We start from the raw sequence: 16,850 nt of genomic DNA, 5'->3' as shown, positions 1-16,850 counted from the left end.
GGGGCGCGTCCGGATCTCCGGACGTGCCCCTCACTCGTTCGAGTGAGAAGTGGGATCCGGGTTCGCCATCGGGCACCAGTGATCGACACAATCGATCCGGCCACGACCGCCGACGTACGCCGGGCGGCTCAGGGCATGTCTGACACTTCTCGCCTGCCTGGCGACGCCTGGCACGCATCACGCGCCGCGTTGTCGGAGTCGTCCTCGTACGTTCCCGTACGAGGACGATGCTCCGCCTGGCGGTCGCACGCACCGGACGCCGCCAGGCCCGCCCGACGGGTGGACGGCGCTATTTGCCGGACAGGCCCCAGCGGCCCGACGGCCGAGGGGGGCCGACGGATGAATCGGACCAGCGCGGAGGACGACTCCTCCGCGGACAGCACCGTGGACGAGCCGGTCTCCTGGGGCTTCGTCGAGTGCGCCGTGCCGGGCGGTCTGCTCTCGCTGGTGATCACCTGGGAGCTGACCCGGCCGCGCTCCGCCCGCGACACGCTGGACGCGCGCATCGTGACCTGCGTGGCCTTCGTCGCGGTGGTGGCCTATCTGCTCGCCCGGGTACGGCGCGCGGCGCTGGAGCTCGACGAGGTACGGGCGGTGGCGCGGGCCGCCCAGGAGACGCTGATCAGGCCGTTGCCGTCACGACTCGACGGACTGGCGCTCGCCGCCCGGCAGATCTCGTTCTCCCGCTCCGCCGATGTCGGCGGCGATCTGTACGAGGCGCTCGTCACCGCCCACGGGGTCCGGGTCGTCATCGGGGACGTCCGCGGCCACGGGCTCCCCGCGATCGGGGCGGTCGCCGCGGTCCTCGGCAGTTTCCGGGAGGCCGCGCACGACGAGAGCGGTCTCGACGGGGTGCTGCGCAGGCTGGACCGGGCCCACCAGCGCCATCTGCGGCAGCGTCCGGCCCAGGGCGACCAGGAGCACGACGCGCTCACGGCCGAGGAGTTCGTGACCGTACTGCTGCTGGAGATCGGGGTGGACGCGGAGGTACGGGCCCTCAACTGCGGCCATCCCTGGCCCTACCGGCTCGGCCGGGACATCGCCCCGCTGGCGGCGGGGGAGCCGCTGCCGCCGCTCGGCGCCGTACCGCTGCCGACGGAGCTGCTGCCGCAGCCGTGCGGACCGCTGCTGCCCGGCGAGACGCTCGTCCTGCACACGGACGGCACGGAGGACGCCCGCGACACGGAAGGACGCTTCTTCGGGCTGCGGGACGCCCTGGCGGTGGCCGCGCTGGCGCAGCCGCCGCCCACACCCGCCACCGTGGTGCGCGAGGTCCACGCGGCCCTGCTGCACCACACCGGCGGCCGGGTCACCGACGACATGGCGCTGCTCGTCCTGCGCAACGACCGCGCTCTCGCCGGACCCGGCTGACCCGCCCTGCTCCCCGCCCGCCCGGCATCCGCCCCGCCGACGGAGCGTCGGGCAGGCCCGGCGGGGCGGACGGTGCGATGGCGGGCCGCCGCGCTGTACGAGGGGGAGCCGACGGCCCGGCCCGCCTCGTGTGCGAGGCGATTGAAGTCAACCGTCCCCGGGGCGTGTGCGGCAGGGTGCGCGCGGTGTCGCTCCGGGCATTACGTTCACACCCCGTGTGTTTCCCGTTCCACTACGCTGATGCGCGGCCGAGCCACCGGAGGGCACCATGCAGCCCAATTCTCTGCTCGATTCCCTTCTCGACGAAGCGGGCATCTCGCATGCCGGTCTCGCCGCCCGGGTCAACCAGGCGGGTCGTGCGAGAGGACTGACCCTGAGGTACGAGCACACCGCCGTGTCCAGATGGCTGAAGGGCCAGCGGCCACGCGGCCAGGTGCCCGACCTGATCTGCGCGGTGCTCAGCGACCGGCTGCGCCGTCCGCTCACCCTCGACGCCATCGGACTCGGCGTCCCGGGGGAGCTGTTCGTCCAGCACGGCACCCCGCTCTCCGGATTCGTGGAGCGGGCCACCGCGCTGTGGCGCTGCGACGAACAGCGCAGGCCGCACATAGTGGGCGCCCCCGCCGTCACCGGCACCCCCGCCGTGATGCCGGTCTGGGAGTGGGAGAACCCGCCGGAGGACTCCGACGTGTCCCGCGCCGGGTACACCACGGTCGGCCCCGCCGACATCGAGCTGCTGCGCTCCGCCAGGGCGCACTACGAGCTGATGTACCGCAGGGCGGGCGGGGTCGCCACCCGCGCCAGGATCGTCCGCTTCCTCAACGCCGAGACCGCGCCGCTGCTGCGCGGCGCGTACAACGACGCGCTGGGCCGACAGCTGCACCGCGCCACCGGCGGGCTGGTCGCGGTGGCCGGGATCTGCGCCTACGACTCCGACGCGCACGGGCTCGCCCAGCGCTACTTCCACCAGGCGCTGCGCCTCGCCAAGGCCAGCGGCGACCGGGGGCTCGGCGCGTATGTGATCGCTCTGCTGGTCAACCAGTCGCTGTACATGGGGGAGTACCGCCAGGCCGTCGCCTTCGCGGAGGCCGCGCTGCGGACCGCCGGACGCCAGATCACCCCGGCGCTGGCCGCGGATCTGTACGCGATGCAGGCCAAGTCGTACGCCCATCTGGGTGACGCGACCGGGGCGCTCGGCTGCATCCGGCGGGCCGAGACGGAGGCGGAGCGCATCCGTCCGGGGCGGGAGCCCGATGAGACGGGCTACGTCCAGCCGGGCCTGGTCAATGTCCAGGTGGCGGAGGCGCTGCTCAGCCTCGGCGAGCTGGCCGCCGCGCGGGTGCACGCGGCGGCGGCCGTGGACAGCCCGGCGCACGACCGGGGCCGGGTGCACCGGCTCGCCATGCTCAGCCATATCGAGCTGCGACAGGGGGAGCCCGACCGAGCTGCCAGAACGGCGGCGGAGATGGCGGAGCGCGCCCGGGGCATGGAGTCCCAGCGGCTGCGGGACCGGCTGCGGGAGGTACGGGAACAGCTGATGGCCAGCGGTTCCAGTGAGGCGGAGGAGACCGCCGAGCTGATCGAAGGGGCGCTGAGGGTCCCGCTGTAAATCCTCTGTGAGCCCCTGTGTGAGCCCCCTGCGGGGTGCCGTGCGCGGGTGCCGCTGCTGCGATATTGCCATCAACTTGTCGGAAGGTGGCAGAAACGTGCAGTGGACGAAATTAAGTGAGCAGACCGTCTATGAGAACCGCTGGCTCAGCGTCAATCTGGCGGATGTCGAACTCCCCGACGGCCGGCATCTGGACCACTTCCTCATCCGGCTCCGCCCGGTCGCCGTGGCGACCGTCGTCAACCCGGCCAACGAGGTCCTGATGCTCTGGCGGCACCGCTTCATCACCGACAGCTGGGGCTGGGAGCTGGCCGCGGGGGTCGTCGAGGACGGCGAGGACATCGAGACCGCGGCGGCGCGCGAGATGGAGGAGGAGACCGGCTGGCGCCCCGGACCGCTGAGGCATCTGCTCACGGTCGAGCCGTCCAACGGCCTGAGCGACGCCAGGCACCATCTGTACTGGTCGGAGGAGGCCACGTACATCGGTCACCCCGAGGACGACTTCGAGTCCTCGCGCCGGGAGTGGGTACCGCTCAAACTGGTGCCGGACATGATCGCCCGAGGTGAGATCCCGGCCGCCAGCATGACGGCCGGGCTGCTGATGCTCCATCACTTGAGGCTGGGCTAGTGCCGTGACTGGCAAAGCATGCCGGGAGGGGCACTAGATCCAGCCCGGGGCGGCGCCCGGCCTCAGCGGCCGAGCGCCTGCCAGACCGCCGTCGCCAGCGCTCCCAGCGCGCAGAGCGCCGCGATGGCGGGCAGCGGCCACCTGGTGTGTTCCAGGGCCGCGACGCGCGCGGCCAGATCGGTCACGTCCTTGTCGGTCTGGTCGTTGCGCTGGGCCAGCAGCGCCATCCTGCCGTCGGTTCGCGCCAGTCCGACGTCGAGGCCCCGACGTAACTCGGCGTACCCCTCGACGACCACGCAATGATCGGGATCGGTGGCCACGTATCCGCTCCTGTTCGGGAGAGTGTTTCCGGAGAGTGCTCCTCTTCGGGGACGAGTCAACTCCCGTTCGTCGAACGGCAACAGGTGTGCGAATGGCATATGCGAGCACCCTCCGCACACCTCGTGCGAAGCAGGGTTACGGAGGGTGGTGACCGCTGGTCGAGGGGGGTGCCGTCGGGGCGTCGGTCAGCCGGAGTACGGGTAGAAGCCCGCGCCCGTCTTGCGGCCGAGCCTGCCCGCGTCCACCATCCGCTGGAGCAGCGGGGAGGCGGCGTACAGCGGCTCCTTGTATTCGGTGTACATCGAATTCGCGATGGCGGCGACGGTGTCCAGACCGATCAGGTCGGCGAGCCGGAGCGGGCCCATCGGATGGGCGCAGCCCAGCTCCATGCCGTTGTCGATGTCCTCGCGGGTCGCGATGCCCGACTCGTACATTCTGACGGCGGCGAGGAGATACGGGATGAGTAGCGCGTTCACCACGAAGCCCGAGCGGTCCTGGGCGCGGATGGGGTGCTTGCCCAGCACCTTCCGGACCATGGCCTCCGCGCGCAGCACCGTCTCCTCGGAGGTGGTCAGCGCGGGGATCACCTCGACGAGCCGCTGCACCGGGGCCGGGTTGAAGAAGTGGATCCCGATGACCTGGTCGGGACGGGAGGTCGCGACGGCCAGCTTGACCAGCGGGATGGAGGAGGTGTTGGAGGCGAGGATCGCGTCGGGACGCGTCACCACCTGGTCGAGGACCTGGAAGATCTCCGTCTTCACCTGCTCGTTCTCGACCACGGCCTCGATGACGAGGTCACGGTCGGCGAACTCCCCGAGGTCGGTGGTGAAGCTCAGTCTGCCGAGCGTCGCGTCGCGCTCCGCCTCGGTGATCTTGCCGCGCTCCGCCGCCTTGAAGAGCGAGTTGCGCAGCCGGGTACGGCCGATCTCCAGAGCCTCGCCGGTGGTCTCGGCGACCTTGACCTCCAGGCCGCTGCGGGCCGCGACCTCCGCGATGCCCGCGCCCATCTGGCCACAGCCCACCACTCCGACGCGGACGATATCGGTCAGGGTGTCGGTCACATCGTGCCTCTCGCTGGTCCGTGTTCCGGCAGGCCCCCCGATATGATTCCGGCGCCTGCCCCTGACAGGACGTTACTCCGCAGGGGGGTGCGGACGGTGTGCCGGGGCGGGACTCGGGGGGCGGGGGAGGGGCGGGACCGCCAGGCTGGGGGGCTGTTGGGTACAGCACGAGTGAGGACAGCCTATGAAGTACGGCACGCAGGGCGCTGGACACGGTGCGCGGGCGATCGGCAGAAGAGGGTTCGTCGCCGCGGGGACCGCGCTGGTGGCCGCGCTCATCACGGGGGGCGACACGACCCCGGCCCTCGCGGAGACAGGGCGGCAGCGGCACGCCCGGGGTCCGCAGCTGCGCGGGATGTGGATCGCCACCGTCGCCAACCGCGACTGGCCGTCCAGGACCGGGCTCACCGCCGCCCAGCAGCGGACGGAGCTGATCCGGCATCTGGACACCGCCGTGGCCCGGGGGCTCAACGCCGTCGTCCTCCAGGTCCGGCCGACCGCCGACGCGCTGTGGCCCTCGCCGTACGAGCCCTGGGCGCAGTACCTCACCGGCACCCAGGGCAAGGACCCCGGCTGGGACCCGCTGGGCACGGCGGTCCGGGAGGCGCACGCCCGGGGGCTCGAACTGCACGCCTGGTTCAACCCGTACCGTGTCGCCAACCACACCGACCCCACACGGCTCGCCGCGACCCACCCGGCACGGGTCCACCCGGGGTGGGTCGTGCCGTACGGCGGGAAGCTCTACTACAACCCGGGGCTGCCCGAGGTCCGGGCCTTCGTCCAGGACGCCATGATGGACGCGGTCGTGCGCTACGACATCGACGCCGTGCACTGGGACGACTACTTCTACCCGTACCCGGTCGCCGGACAGACCTTCGACGACGACGACGCCTACCGGCGCCACGGTGGCCTCTTCGCCGGCAGGGCGGCCTGGCGCCGGGACAACACCGACCGGCTGGTACGGGAGACGGCGGCCCGGATCAAGGCGGCCAAGCCACGGGTGCGCTTCGGCATCAGCCCGTTCGGCGTGTGGCGCAACGCCTCCACCGACCCGCTGGGCTCCGACACCAGGGGAGGCGTCCAGACGTACGACGATCTGTACGCCGACACCCGCAAGTGGATCAGGAACGGCTGGATCGACTACATCGTCCCGCAGCTGTACTGGAACATCGGCTTCGCCGCCTGCGACTACGCGAAGCTGCTGAGCTGGTGGGACGGCGTCGTCCGGGGCACCGGCGTCGACCTGTACATCGGCGAGGCCCTCTACAAGGCCGGCGACCGCGCGCAGCCCGCCGCCTGGCAGGACCCGGCGGAGCTGTCCCGCCACCTCACCCTGGCGAAGCGGTACGCGGGGGTGCGTGGCCACTGCTTCTTCTCGGCGAAGGAGGTCGCCGCGGACCCGATCGGTGCCATGAGCCGGGTCGCGGCGGACCACTACGGGGTCTGATCAGGCCCGTACGGTCCGGTCACCCGGTCACCCGGTCACCCGGTCACCCGGTCACCCGGCGGCCCGCCGGGCGACCGGTCCCGTACGGCTCCGTACCGCACTCGGCGAGGCGTCGCGGTCATGACAGGGTGGTCGGCCCGGCTGTCGGGGCTTGACCGGCCGGGGTTTCGGATCCACGATCTCCGCCATGGGTGTTCGGGTCACGATGGTCGCCGCCGCGCGCAGCTCGGACCTGTGGGACGAGCGGTTCGAGGACGACCGTCCCCTCGACCGGACCGGCTGGCACGAGATGCGGCGCGTCGCGCACGCGCTGATTCCGCTGTCCGCCGCCGATCTGCGTTACTGCTCCCCGACCCGGCGCTCCCGCGCCACCGGCGACGCCCTCGGGTTCGCGCCGCTGGTGCAGCCCGCGCTGCGGGACTGCGGGATGGGGCGCTGGCGGGGGCTCACCCTCGCGGAGGCGGCCGCCCGGGAGCCGGACGCCGTGCACGCCTGGCTCGCCGATCCGCGGGGCGCGCCGCACGGCGGGGAGCCGCTGCTGTCGTTCATCTCCCGCGTGGGCGGCTGGCTGGACACCCGGCCCGTCCAGGACATCGCCGCCATCGTCGCGGTCGTGGAACCGGCCGTCGTCCGGGCGGCGCTCGTCCACGCGCTCCGGGCGCCGCCCCCTACGTACTGGTCCGTGGAGGTCCGCCCGCTGTCGACCGTCACCCTCACGGGCACCCCCGGCCGCTGGAGCCTGAGCCTGGAGACGGGGGTGGCGTGAGAGACGGCTACTCCGCGGCCGGGGCGCCGGTGAGCGTCGCGAGGATCTGCTCGCCGTACTTCGCGAGCTTGTTCTCGCCGACCCCGGTCACCGTCCCCAGCTCCGCCGGCGTCGACGGGCCCAGCACCGCGATGGCGCGCAGCGTCGCGTCGTGGAAGATGACGTACGCGGGCACGCCCTGCTCCTTCGCCGACGCGGCCCGCCACGCGCGCAGCGCCTCGAAGGCCGGCAGCGCCTCCTCCGGCAGATCGACGGGGGCCGAACGCGCCTTGGACGACTTCTCGCGCGCGGGCCTGGCCGCCTTCTCCGGCTCGCGGCGCAGCATGACGGGGCGCCGCCCGCCCAGCACCTCGCCGCTGTCGTCCGTCAGGACCAGCGTCCCGTAGTCGCCCTCGACGGCGATCAGCCCCTGCGCCAGCAACTGCCGCGCCACGCTGCGCCATTCGGCCTCGGTCAGCTCCGTACCGATACCGAACACGCTCAGCGCGTCATGGTCGAACTGGATGATCTTGGCGGTCTTCTTCCCGAGCAGGATGTCGGTGATCTGGCCCGCGCCGAACTTCTGGTTGCGCTCGCGCTTCAGCCGTACCACCGTCGACAGCAGCTTCTGGGCGGGGACCGTGCCGTCCCAGGACTCGGCGGGCGTCAGACAGGTGTCGCAGTTGCCGCACGCGGTGCTCTTCTGGCCGAAGTACGCCAGGAGCTGGACCCGGCGGCACTCGACCGTCTCGCACAGCGCGAGCATCGCGTCGACGTGCTCGCTCAGCCGCCGGCGGTGCGCGTCGTCGCCCTCGGAGGTCTCGATCATCTTCCGCTGCTGGACGACGTCCTGGAGCCCGTACGCCAGCCAGGCCGTGGACGGCTGCCCGTCGCGCCCGGCGCGGCCGGTCTCCTGGTAGTAGCCCTCGACGGACTTCGGCAGGTCGAGATGGGCGACGAAGCGTACGTCCGGCTTGTCGATGCCCATGCCGAACGCGATCGTCGCGACCATCACCATGCCGTCCTCCCGCAGGAACCGCGACTGGTTCGCGGCCCGGGTCCGGGCGTCGAGCCCCGCGTGGTACGGCAGGGCGTCGATGTCGTTCCGTACCAGGAACTCGGCGGTCTTCTCCACCGACGCCCGGGAGAGGCAGTAGACGATCCCCGCGTCCCCGGGGTGCTCGGCGCGCAGCAGCTGGAGCAGCTGCCGCTTGGGGTCGTTCTTCGGCGCGATGCGGTACTGGATGTTGGGCCGGTCGAAGCTCGCCACGAAGTGCCGCGCGTCCTGGAGCTTCAGCCGGGACGCGATCTCGGCGTGCGTGGCCTCGGTGGCGGTCGCGGTCAGCGCGATCCGGGGGACGTCGGGCCAGCGCTCGTGCAGCGAGGACAGCGCGAGGTAGTCGGGGCGGAAGTCGTGCCCCCACTGGGCCACACAGTGCGCCTCGTCGATGGCGAACAGCGAGATCGTGCCGCGCTCCAGCAGTCGTACGGTCGACTCCACCCGCAGCCGCTCCGGGGCCAGATAGAGCAGATCCAGCTCGCCCGCGAGGAACTCGCTCTCGACCAGGCGCCGTTCGTCGAGGTCCTGGCTGGAGTTGAGGAACCCGGCCCGCACCCCGAGCGCCCGCAGGGCGTCGACCTGGTCCTGCATGAGCGCGATGAGCGGCGATACGACGACGCCGACACCCTTCCGTACCAGCGCCGGGATCTGGTAGCAGAGCGACTTCCCGCCACCGGTCGGCATGAGGACGAGGGCGTCGCCGCCGCCGACCACATGGTCGATGATCTCCTGCTGGCTTCCACGGAAGGAGTCGTACCCGAAGACACGGCGGAGCACGTCCAGCGACGGGCTCGGCTCCGCTGGTTCGGCCGTCTCCACTGGTTCGGGGGGTGTGTCGGTACGGGTGTCGGCATCGGCAGTGCTCATCCGGCGAGTCTACGAGGCCGGGGGGATCCCGGTGCGGCCGATCGGGCGATGTAGGACATCCCCTGGCCTGCATGGGTTCTAGCGTCGAACCCACGTCCTCACGACATCAGGAGCAGACCATGAGCGAAGTGACCAGCAACCCCCCGACCGGCACCCCGACCTGGATCGATCTGGGCGTCCCCGACGTCGCGCGGGCCCGGGAGTTCTACCGCGCGCTCTTCGGCTGGGAGTACGATCCGAAGGACGGCCCGGAGGACGGCTACACCCTGTGCCTGCGCCGGGGCCGTCCCGTCGCCGGGCTCTACCACGACCCCGCGCCCAGCGGCCGGTGGCGTATGTACTTCGCCACCGACGACTGCGACGCCTCCGCGAAGCGCGTCGTCGACGCGGGCGGCACCCTGGTCCGGGAGCCGCTGGACATCGGGGCGCCGGGCCGCTGGGCCATTGCCGTGGACCCGTCCGGCGCGGAGTTCGGCCTGTGGCAGGGGCGCGCGCGGCTCGGCTGCGAGCTGGTGTACGAACCGGGCACGCTGGTACGCAACGATCTGGTCGCCCCGGACCCGGCCCCCGCGCGCGCCTTCTACCCGGCGGTCTTCGACTACACGCTGGACGGCAACGACGACCTCCCCGACGCCGACTTCACCTTCCTGCGCCGTCCCGACGGCCATGAGATCGGCGGCATCATGGGCGTCGCGGCCGCGGCCGCCGCCTCCTGGGGGACGTTGTTCGGCACCGAGGACGCGGACGCAGCCGCGGCACGCACCGTCGCGGCGGGCGGCACGGCGGAGGAGCCCCGCGACACCTTCTACGCCCGGATGGCGACCCTCACCGACCCGTTCGGCACGGTCTTCGAGGTGGGCGCGGTGCCCGAGGGCGGCCTGTAGCCGCGCGTGCCCCGGCCGCCCGGTGGGACACACCGGGCGGCCGGGCGCTCGGGGACGAGGACGGGCGGGCCGTTGTCAGACGTGCTGCGGAGCCTCGTCCTTCAACGTGGACCTGATCTGCTGCCGCAGCTCCGGGCTGTCCGTATGTCCGTGCACGGACACGGCGTGCTCGCTGGCGGCACGGACGACCTCGTCCTCCTCACCGGTGATGGCGAGGCTGCACTGCGTCTCGCTCGGGAAATCCCGGCAGTCGACTACTTTGCGCATGACGCACCTCCTTGCTCCCTCCAGTCTCCACCGCCCGCCCGCCCGGGGCCACCGGCTCCGTACGGAGCGAGCTGTACGGGGTGGGCCGGGTACGGGACGAGGCGAGCCGGTACGGGACGAGCGGGTACGACGGGACGGGCGCCCGGCGGGCGGTGAGGCCCGCGGTCGGGGTCAGGAGCGCGGCTGCTGCTCCCGGGCCGCGTTCTTCTCCTTGATGCGTACCGCTTCCTTGCGGACCTCGGCCTGGGTGGCGCGCTCCTTCTGGAGCCACTCCGGGTTCTCGTCCTTCAGGGCGTCGATCTGCTCGGTGGTGAGCGCGTCCTCGACACCGCCCCGGGCGAGGCCCGCGATGGAGACGCCCAGCTTGGCCGCGACCACCGGCCGGGGGTGCGGGCCGCCGCGCCGCAGCTCCACCAGCCAGGCGGGCGGATCGGTCTGGAGGGCGCTCAGCTCGTCGCGTGAGACGACACCCTCCTGGAACTCGGCGGGGGTGGCCTGGAGGTATACACCCAGCTTCTTCGCCGCGGTCGCGGGCTTCATGGTCTGGGTGGTCTTCTGCGACGTCATGGGGTCCAGGGTATCGAGCACGCGGGCCTCCGCCGACCACGGGAGCGGTTCGACCGCCCCGACCGGATAGCCTGGCGGGGTGACAGGCTCGGAAACACCTCCCTCCTTCCGGCTCGCCTACGTCCCGGGTGTGACGCCGACCAAATGGGTGCGTATCTGGAACGAACGGCTGCCGCAGACCCCGCTGACCCTGGTCGGGGTGACCGCCGCCGAGGCGTTCGGCGTGCTGCGGGACGGTGGCGCCGACGCCGGTTTCGTACGGCTGCCGGTCGATGACACGGATCTGAGCGCGATCCCCCTCTACACCGAGACGACGGTGGTCGTGGTCCCGAAGGACCACCTGGTGGCGACGGCCGAGGAGGTGTCCGCCGCGGATCTCGCCGACGACATCGTGCTGCACCCCCTGGACGACACCCTCGGCTGGGAGCGGCTGCCGGGACAGCCCGCGAAGGAACGTCCCGCCACGACGGTCGACGCCATCGAGCTGGTGGCGGCGGGGGTGGGCCTCCTCGTCGTACCGCAGTCGCTCGCCCGGCTGCACCACCGCAGGGACCTCACCTACCGGCCGCTCACGGACGCCCCCGAGTCGCGCGTCGCGCTGTCCTGGCCGCAGGACGCGACCACCGATCTGGTGGAGGAGTTCATCGGGATCGTCCGGGGCCGTACGGTCAACAGCACCCGGGGCCGCCCCCCGACACCGCCGCAGCCCAAGAGCAAGCGCCCCACCACGGGCGGCACGCAGCGCAAGGCAGCGGGTGGCAAGGCGGCGGGCGGCAAGACGGCGGGCGGCAAGACGGCGGGCCGCACCGCGCGCGCGGGCTCCGGCGGCGCCAAGGGAACCAAGAACGCGAAGCGCGGCAAGCCCGGCCGCCGGTCGTAGGATCGACGCCTCGCCCCGCCGCTCCAGCGCGTACCCGCGCCTCAGCCCTTGGCGCCCTTGACGGCTTCCGCGATCCGCAGGGCGGCCCGGGCGGGCGTGAGGTGCGTGGTGTCGATGACCTCGGCCTCGCTGTGCAGCCAGGTGCGGGCCGCTTCGGCGTAGGGCTCAAGGTGCTTGAGGCGGAATGGGGAGTTGGGGCCGAGAACAGTGTCGCCCGCGATGCGCCCGCGGAGGGTCTCCTGGTCGGCATGGAGGACGAAGTGCCGTACGGGGATGGAGTGTTGGGCGAGGCCCGCGCTGATTTCGTGCCAGTACTGCTCGACCAGCACGGTCATGGGCACCACCAGAGTGCCGCCGGCGTAGTCGAGTAGGCGGTGGGCGGTCTCGACGACGAGGGGCCGCCACGGCGGCCAGTGCTGGGAGTTGTCCGCCCCGGCGCCGGGGAGCCCGGCGTGATGTCTCCGCCAGGCGTCAACATAGAACGACCCGACGGTGGCAAGTAGAGGGATCCGATCCGACCAGACACTCCGGGGCAGGCACGCAGCGCAGAGAGCAAACGTTGACTCATTGCATAAAACTGCACTGAAACGTATAGTCATGCCATCGCTGAGGAGGGTTTTCGATGGCTGTACGTGCGGTACGCGCCGCGGTGGCGGGGGCGAGTGGATACGCGGGCGGGGAAGTGCTCCGGCTGCTCCTCGGCCACCCCGGGATCGAGATCGGCGCCCTCACCGGGAACTCCAACGCGGGCCAGCGGCTCGGTGGGCTTCAGCCGCATCTGCTGCCGCTGGCGGACCGGGTGCTCCAGGAGACGACGGCCGAGGTGCTCGCCGGGCACGACGTGGTGTTCCTCGCCCTGCCGCACGGCCAGTCCGCGGCCGTTGCCGAGCAGCTCGGCGACGAGGTCCTCGTCGTCGACATGGGCGCCGACTTCCGGCTGAAGGACGCGGCCGACTGGGAGCGGTTCTACGGCTCCGCGCACGCCGGGACCTGGCCGTACGGCCTGCCCGAGCTGCCGGGCGCCCGCGCCGCGCTCGTGGGAACCCGGAGGATCGCGGTGCCCGGCTGCTACCCGACCGCCGTCTCGCTCGCGCTCTTCCCGGCGTACGCGGCGGGGCTCGTCGAGCCCGAGGCCGTGATCACCGCCTCGTCGGGCACTTCGGGCGCGGGCAAGGCGGCCAAGCCGCACCTGCTGGGCTCCGAGGTCATGGGCTCCATGTCCCCGTACGGCGTCGGCGGCGGCCACCGGCACACCCCCGAGATGATCCAGAACCTCAGTGGCACGGCGGGGGAGCGGGTCACCGTCTCCTTCACCCCGACCCTCGCCCCGATGGCCCGCGGCATCCTCGCCACCTGCTCGGCGAAGGCGAAGCCCGGGACCACGGAACGGGACGTACGGGAGGCGTACGAGAAGGCGCTCGCCGACGAACCGTTCGTCCACCTCCTGCCCGAGGGGCAGTGGCCCGCCACCGCGTCCGTCTACGGCTCGAACGCCGCCCAGATCCAGGTCGCGTACGACGCGGAAGCCGGACGCGTCATCGCGATCAGCGCCATCGACAATCTGACGAAGGGCACCGCCGGCGGCGCGGTGCAGAGTATGAACATCGCTCTCGGACTCCCCGAGGGAACGGGACTTTCCGCGATCGGAGTGGCACCGTGAGCGTCGCACGCGCGGCCGCCGGGCCGCGGTGGGAGACGAGGCCCGCGCCGCTGCGCCGCGCGGGCGGAGAAGGGAACAGGGAGACGTGGTGAGCGTCGCACGCGCGGCCGCCGGGTCGCAGACGGAGACGGAACCCGCGCCGCTGCGCCGCGCGGGCGACAGTGACATCAGCTGCTACCGCAGCGGGGCGAACGAGGAGATGCAGTGAGCGTCACGGCAGCGAAGGGGTTCACGGCCGCGGGTATCGCCGCCGGGATCAAGGAGAACGGCAATCCGGACCTGGCCCTCGTGGTCAACGAGGGGCCGAGCCGCGCCGCCGCGGGTGTCTTCACCTCCAACCGCGTCAAGGCCGCCCCCGTCCTCTGGTCCGAGCAGGTCCTCAAGGGCGGGCGGGTCGCCGCCGTCGTCCTCAACTCCGGTGGCGCCAACGCCTGTACGGGGCCGAAGGGCTTCCAGGACACCCACGCCACCGCCGAGAAGGTCGCCGAGGTCCTCGGTGGCGCCGACGGGGGGGAGGTCGCGGCCGGTGAGATCGCCGTCGCGTCCACCGGGCTGATCGGGCTGCTCCTGCCCATGGACAAGCTGCTCCCCGGCATCGAGAAGGCCGCCGCGGGGCTCTCCGGGCACGGCGGTGAGAAGGCCGCCATCGCCATCAAGACCACCGACACCGTCCACAAGACCGCCGTCGCGGGCGGCGAGAGCGACGGCGTCGCCTGGACCGTCGGCGGGATGGCCAAGGGCGCGGGCATGCTCGCCCCCGGGCTCGCCACCATGCTCGTCGTCCTCACCACCGACGCCGCCGTCGAGGCGCCCGCGCTGGACACCGCGCTGCGCGCGGCCACCCGTACGACCTTCGACCGGGTCGACTCCGACGGCTGCATGTCCACCAACGACACCGTGCTGCTGCTCGCCTCCGGCGCGTCCGGGGCCGTGCCCGCGTACGACGAGTTCGCCGAGGCGGTCCGCGCGGTCTGCGCCGATTTGGCGCGCCAGCTCATCGGGGACGCCGAGGGCGCCTCCAAGGACATCCGGATCGAGGTCGTCAACGCCGCGTCCGAGGACGACGCCGTCGAGGTGGGCCGCTCCATCGCCCGTAACAACCTCCTCAAGTGCGCCATCCACGGCGAGGACCCCAACTGGGGCCGGGTGCTCTCCGCCATCGGCACGACGGGCGCCGTCTTCGACCCCGACCGGCTCAATGTCGCGATCAACGACGTCTGGGTCTGCCGCAACGGCTCGGTCGGCGAGGACCGCGACCTGGTCGACATGCGCTACCGCGAGGTACGCATCACCGCGGATCTCTCCGCCGGTACGGAGTCGGCCGTCATCTGGGCCAACGACCTGACCGCCGAGTACGTCCACGAGAACAGCGCGTACAGCTCATGAGCGCCCGCAAGCACACCGCGCTGCCCAAGGCACAGATCCTCGCCGAGGCGCTGCCCTGGCTCACCCGGCACAACGGGAAGACCGTCGTCATCAAGTTCGGTGGCAACGCCATGGTCGACGACGACCTCAAGGCCGCCTTCGCCCAGGACGTCGTCTTTCTGCGGCAGGTCGGTCTCAAGCCGGTCGTCGTGCACGGCGGCGGCCCCCAGATCAACGCCGAGCTCGACCGGCACGGCCTGGTCAGTGAGTTCAAGGCCGGGCTGCGGGTCACCACGCCCGAGGCGATGGACGTCGTACGGATGGTGCTGGCGGGCCAGGTCCAGCGCGAGCTGGTCGGGCTGCTCAACCAGCACGGCCCGCTCGCGGTCGGAATGACCGGCGAGGACGCGCACATCATCACCGCGACCCGGCACCGGCCGAGGATCGACGGCGAGCTGGTCGACATCGGCCGGGTCGGCGAGATCGCCGCCATAGAGACCGGCGTCATCGAGGCGCTGCTCGCGGACGGCCGGATCCCGGTCGTCTCCTCCATCGCGCGCAGCGCCGACGACGACTACGTCTACAACGTCAACGCCGACACCGCCGCCGCCGCGCTCGCCGCCGCGCTCGGCGCCGAGACGCTGATGGTCCTCACCGATGTCGAGGGCCTCTACGAGGACTGGCCCCACAGCGACGACGTGATCAGCAGGCTCACCGCCACCCAGCTGGAGAAGTTGCTGCCCGAGCTGTCGAGCGGCATGGTGCCGAAGATGGAAGGCTGCCTGTTCGCCGTGCGCAACGGCGTCACCACGGCCCGGGTGATCGACGGCCGTGTCCAGCACTCGATCCTGCTGGAGATCTTCACCGACGAGGGAATCGGCACGATGGTCGTGCCCGACGGACAGGAAGGGGCGGCGAAGTGACCGGCAACGAGGAACTCGTCCAGCGCTGGCAGGACGTCATGACGGACAACTACGGTACGCCGCGACTGTCCCTGGTCCGGGGGGCGGGGGCCACGGTCTGGGACGCGGACGGGACCGCGTACACCGACTTTGTCGGCGGGATCGCGGTGAACGCGCTCGGTCACGCGCACCCCGCCGTCGTCGAGGCCGTCTCCCGGCAGATCGCCTCCCTCGGCCATGTCTCCAACCTCTACCTCGCCGAACCGCCCCTCGCCCTGGCAGAGCGGTTGATCCAGCTCGCCGGGCGGCCGGGACGCGTCTTCTTCTGCAACTCCGGCGCCGAGGCCAACGAAGCCGCCTTCAAGATCGGCCGGCTGACGGGCCGTCGCCATATGGTCGCCACCGAGGGCGGCTTCCACGGCCGGACCATGGGCTCGCTGGCCCTCACCGGCCAGCAGGGCAAGCGCGAGCCCTTCCTGCCGCTGCCCGGTGATGTCACGCATGTGCCGTACGGCGATGTCGAGGCGCTGCGGGCGGCGGTCACCGAGGAGACCGCGTTCGTGATCATCGAGCCGATCCAGGGCGAGATCGGGGTGGTCGTCCCGCCCAAGGGGTATCTGGAGGCGGCCCGCGAGATCACCCGGGCGACGGGCACCCTGCTGGTGCTGGACGAGGTCCAGACGGGCGTGGGCAGGACGGGCAGCTGGTTCGAACACCAGGCACACCAGGGCGTGGAGCCCGATGTCGTCACCCTCGCCAAGGGACTCGGCGGCGGACTGCCGCTCGGCGCCACCCTGGTCTTCGGACCCGCCGCCGACCTGCTGAAGCCCGGTCAGCACGGCACGACCTTCGGCGGGAACCCGGTCGCCTGCGCCGCCGGGCTCGCCGTACTCGACACGCTCGCGTCCGACGGGCTCCTCGACCAGGTCAAGCGGCTCGGTGAGAAGCTGCGCGACGGGATCGAGGGGCTGGGCCATCCGCTGGTCTCCCATGTCCGCGGCGCGGGCCTGCTCCTGGGTATCGTGCTCACCGAGCCCCTCGCGCCCCAGGCGCAACAGGCGGCTCAGGGTGCCGGGTTCCTCGTGAACGCGCCCGCTCCGGATGTCGTGCGGCTCATGCCCCCGCTGATCATCGGCGACACCGAGGTGGAGGCGCTGCTGGAGGCTCTGCCGGGCATCTTCGACGGCGTGTACGGGGACGGAAGAAGCTGAGAAAT

17 protein-coding genes are annotated in these 16,850 nt (G+C 71.9%); 11 read left to right on the top strand and 6 right to left on the bottom strand.

The features are described from left to right. The first annotated feature begins 339 nt into the window (after window positions 1–339). From ACIP8W_RS09820 to ACIP8W_RS09810, 3 genes are all read left to right on the top strand, one after another. A complete protein-coding gene (locus ACIP8W_RS09820; protein ID WP_402153497.1) occupies window positions 340–1,371 on the top strand; it encodes a PP2C family protein-serine/threonine phosphatase in 1,032 nt (343 codons plus the stop codon). A 268-nt stretch (window positions 1,372–1,639) separates the two neighbouring features. Next, window positions 1,640–2,980, top strand: coding sequence for a transcriptional regulator (locus ACIP8W_RS09815; protein ID WP_401949971.1), 1,341 nt, complete (start codon window positions 1,640–1,642; stop codon window positions 2,978–2,980). 97 nt (window positions 2,981–3,077) lie between these two features. Continuing rightward, window positions 3,078–3,608 (top strand): NUDIX hydrolase, encoded by a 531-nt coding sequence (locus ACIP8W_RS09810; protein WP_401949968.1) that lies wholly within the window; start codon window positions 3,078–3,080, stop codon window positions 3,606–3,608. A 62-nt stretch (window positions 3,609–3,670) separates the two neighbouring features. Here ACIP8W_RS09810 and ACIP8W_RS09805 read toward each other — a convergent pair whose 3' ends face one another. Together ACIP8W_RS09805 and ACIP8W_RS09800 are read right to left on the bottom strand one after the other, a co-directional pair. Next, window positions 3,671–3,928, bottom strand: coding sequence for a hypothetical protein (locus ACIP8W_RS09805; RefSeq protein WP_401949965.1), 258 nt, complete (start codon window positions 3,926–3,928; stop codon window positions 3,671–3,673). 186 nt (window positions 3,929–4,114) lie between these two features. Beyond that, entirely contained in the window at window positions 4,115–4,978 is an 864-nt protein-coding gene (locus ACIP8W_RS09800) for a 3-hydroxybutyryl-CoA dehydrogenase (RefSeq protein WP_401950460.1), read from the bottom strand. A 196-nt stretch (window positions 4,979–5,174) separates the two neighbouring features. On the opposite strand from ACIP8W_RS09800, the gene ACIP8W_RS09795 reads away from it, so the two are divergent. Both ACIP8W_RS09795 and ACIP8W_RS09790 read left to right on the top strand, forming a co-directional pair. Continuing rightward, window positions 5,175–6,437 (top strand): glycoside hydrolase family 10 protein, encoded by a 1,263-nt coding sequence (locus ACIP8W_RS09795; RefSeq protein WP_401949962.1) that lies wholly within the window; start codon window positions 5,175–5,177, stop codon window positions 6,435–6,437. A 187-nt stretch (window positions 6,438–6,624) separates the two neighbouring features. Continuing rightward, on the top strand, window positions 6,625–7,203 hold the full coding sequence (locus ACIP8W_RS09790) for a histidine phosphatase family protein (RefSeq protein ID WP_401949959.1): 579 nt from the start codon (window positions 6,625–6,627) through the stop codon (window positions 7,201–7,203). Window positions 7,204–7,210: 7 nt separating this feature from the next. Here ACIP8W_RS09790 and recQ read toward each other — a convergent pair whose 3' ends face one another. Beyond that, window positions 7,211–9,109, bottom strand: a complete 1,899-nt coding sequence (recQ, locus tag ACIP8W_RS09785; RefSeq protein ID WP_401949956.1) for a DNA helicase RecQ — start codon at window positions 9,107–9,109, stop codon at window positions 7,211–7,213. A gap of 119 nt (window positions 9,110–9,228) precedes the next feature. Here recQ and ACIP8W_RS09780 point away from each other — a divergent pair, with 119 nt between their 5' ends. After that, window positions 9,229–9,993 (top strand): VOC family protein, encoded by a 765-nt coding sequence (locus ACIP8W_RS09780; protein ID WP_402202557.1) that lies wholly within the window; start codon window positions 9,229–9,231, stop codon window positions 9,991–9,993. A gap of 75 nt (window positions 9,994–10,068) precedes the next feature. On the opposite strand, the gene ACIP8W_RS09775 is transcribed toward ACIP8W_RS09780, so the two are convergent. Continuing rightward, window positions 10,069–10,260, bottom strand: a complete 192-nt coding sequence (locus ACIP8W_RS09775; protein ID WP_401949951.1) for a DUF1059 domain-containing protein — start codon at window positions 10,258–10,260, stop codon at window positions 10,069–10,071. A gap of 171 nt (window positions 10,261–10,431) precedes the next feature. After that, window positions 10,432–10,827, bottom strand: coding sequence for a DUF5997 family protein (locus tag ACIP8W_RS09770; protein WP_401949948.1), 396 nt, complete (start codon window positions 10,825–10,827; stop codon window positions 10,432–10,434). 79 nt (window positions 10,828–10,906) lie between these two features. On the opposite strand from ACIP8W_RS09770, the gene ACIP8W_RS09765 reads away from it, so the two are divergent. Next, window positions 10,907–11,707, top strand: a complete 801-nt coding sequence (locus tag ACIP8W_RS09765; RefSeq protein ID WP_402154530.1) for a LysR family substrate-binding domain-containing protein — start codon at window positions 10,907–10,909, stop codon at window positions 11,705–11,707. A gap of 41 nt (window positions 11,708–11,748) precedes the next feature. Here ACIP8W_RS09765 and ACIP8W_RS09760 read toward each other — a convergent pair whose 3' ends face one another. Beyond that, a complete protein-coding gene (locus tag ACIP8W_RS09760; RefSeq protein WP_401950458.1) occupies window positions 11,749–12,216 on the bottom strand; it encodes an ATP-binding protein in 468 nt (155 codons plus the stop codon). A 113-nt stretch (window positions 12,217–12,329) separates the two neighbouring features. On the opposite strand from ACIP8W_RS09760, the gene argC reads away from it, so the two are divergent. The 4 genes from argC (at window position 12,330) to ACIP8W_RS09740 (ending at window position 16,845) form a co-directional block, all read left to right on the top strand. Next, window positions 12,330–13,367, top strand: a complete 1,038-nt coding sequence (argC, locus tag ACIP8W_RS09755) for an N-acetyl-gamma-glutamyl-phosphate reductase (RefSeq protein ID WP_402202554.1) — start codon at window positions 12,330–12,332, stop codon at window positions 13,365–13,367. 204 nt (window positions 13,368–13,571) lie between these two features. Next, a complete protein-coding gene (gene argJ / locus ACIP8W_RS09750) occupies window positions 13,572–14,753 on the top strand; it encodes a bifunctional glutamate N-acetyltransferase/amino-acid acetyltransferase ArgJ (protein WP_401949941.1) in 1,182 nt (393 codons plus the stop codon). Beyond that, on the top strand, window positions 14,750–15,655 hold the full coding sequence (gene argB / locus ACIP8W_RS09745) for an acetylglutamate kinase (protein ID WP_401949939.1): 906 nt from the start codon (window positions 14,750–14,752) through the stop codon (window positions 15,653–15,655). Before argJ ends, argB begins: the two co-directional genes overlap by 4 nt. Then, entirely contained in the window at window positions 15,652–16,845 is a 1,194-nt protein-coding gene (locus tag ACIP8W_RS09740) for an acetylornithine transaminase (RefSeq protein ID WP_401949936.1), read from the top strand. The genes argB and ACIP8W_RS09740 overlap by 4 nt, the downstream gene beginning before the upstream one ends. Window positions 16,846–16,850 lie beyond the last annotated feature (5 nt).

The sequence above is a fragment of the Streptomyces sp. NPDC088554 genome, assembly GCF_044752945.1.
Classification (GTDB): domain Bacteria; phylum Actinomycetota; class Actinomycetes; order Streptomycetales; family Streptomycetaceae; genus Streptomyces.
Note: the sequence above shows the minus strand (reverse complement) of the source record. Positions and strands in the feature narration are given on the sequence as shown.

What these genes read in the sequence shown, in the direction of transcription:
- ACIP8W_RS09820 (WP_402153497.1), top strand. Translation starts at nt 340, where the DNA reads ATGAATCGGACCAGCGCGGAGGACGACTCCTCCGCGGACAGCACCGTG.
- ACIP8W_RS09815 (WP_401949971.1), top strand. Translation starts at nt 1,640, where the DNA reads ATGCAGCCCAATTCTCTGCTCGATTCCCTTCTCGACGAAGCGGGCATC.
- ACIP8W_RS09795 (WP_401949962.1), top strand. Translation starts at nt 5,175, where the DNA reads ATGAAGTACGGCACGCAGGGCGCTGGACACGGTGCGCGGGCGATCGGC.
- ACIP8W_RS09790 (WP_401949959.1), top strand. Translation starts at nt 6,625, where the DNA reads ATGGGTGTTCGGGTCACGATGGTCGCCGCCGCGCGCAGCTCGGACCTG.
- recQ (WP_401949956.1), bottom strand. Translation starts at nt 9,109, where the DNA reads ATGAGCACTGCCGATGCCGACACCCGTACCGACACACCCCCCGAACCA.
- ACIP8W_RS09780 (WP_402202557.1), top strand. Translation starts at nt 9,229, where the DNA reads ATGAGCGAAGTGACCAGCAACCCCCCGACCGGCACCCCGACCTGGATC.
- ACIP8W_RS09775 (WP_401949951.1), bottom strand. Translation starts at nt 10,260, where the DNA reads ATGCGCAAAGTAGTCGACTGCCGGGATTTCCCGAGCGAGACGCAGTGC.
- ACIP8W_RS09770 (WP_401949948.1), bottom strand. Translation starts at nt 10,827, where the DNA reads ATGACGTCGCAGAAGACCACCCAGACCATGAAGCCCGCGACCGCGGCG.
- argC (WP_402202554.1), top strand. Translation starts at nt 12,330, where the DNA reads ATGGCTGTACGTGCGGTACGCGCCGCGGTGGCGGGGGCGAGTGGATAC.
- argB (WP_401949939.1), top strand. Translation starts at nt 14,750, where the DNA reads ATGAGCGCCCGCAAGCACACCGCGCTGCCCAAGGCACAGATCCTCGCC.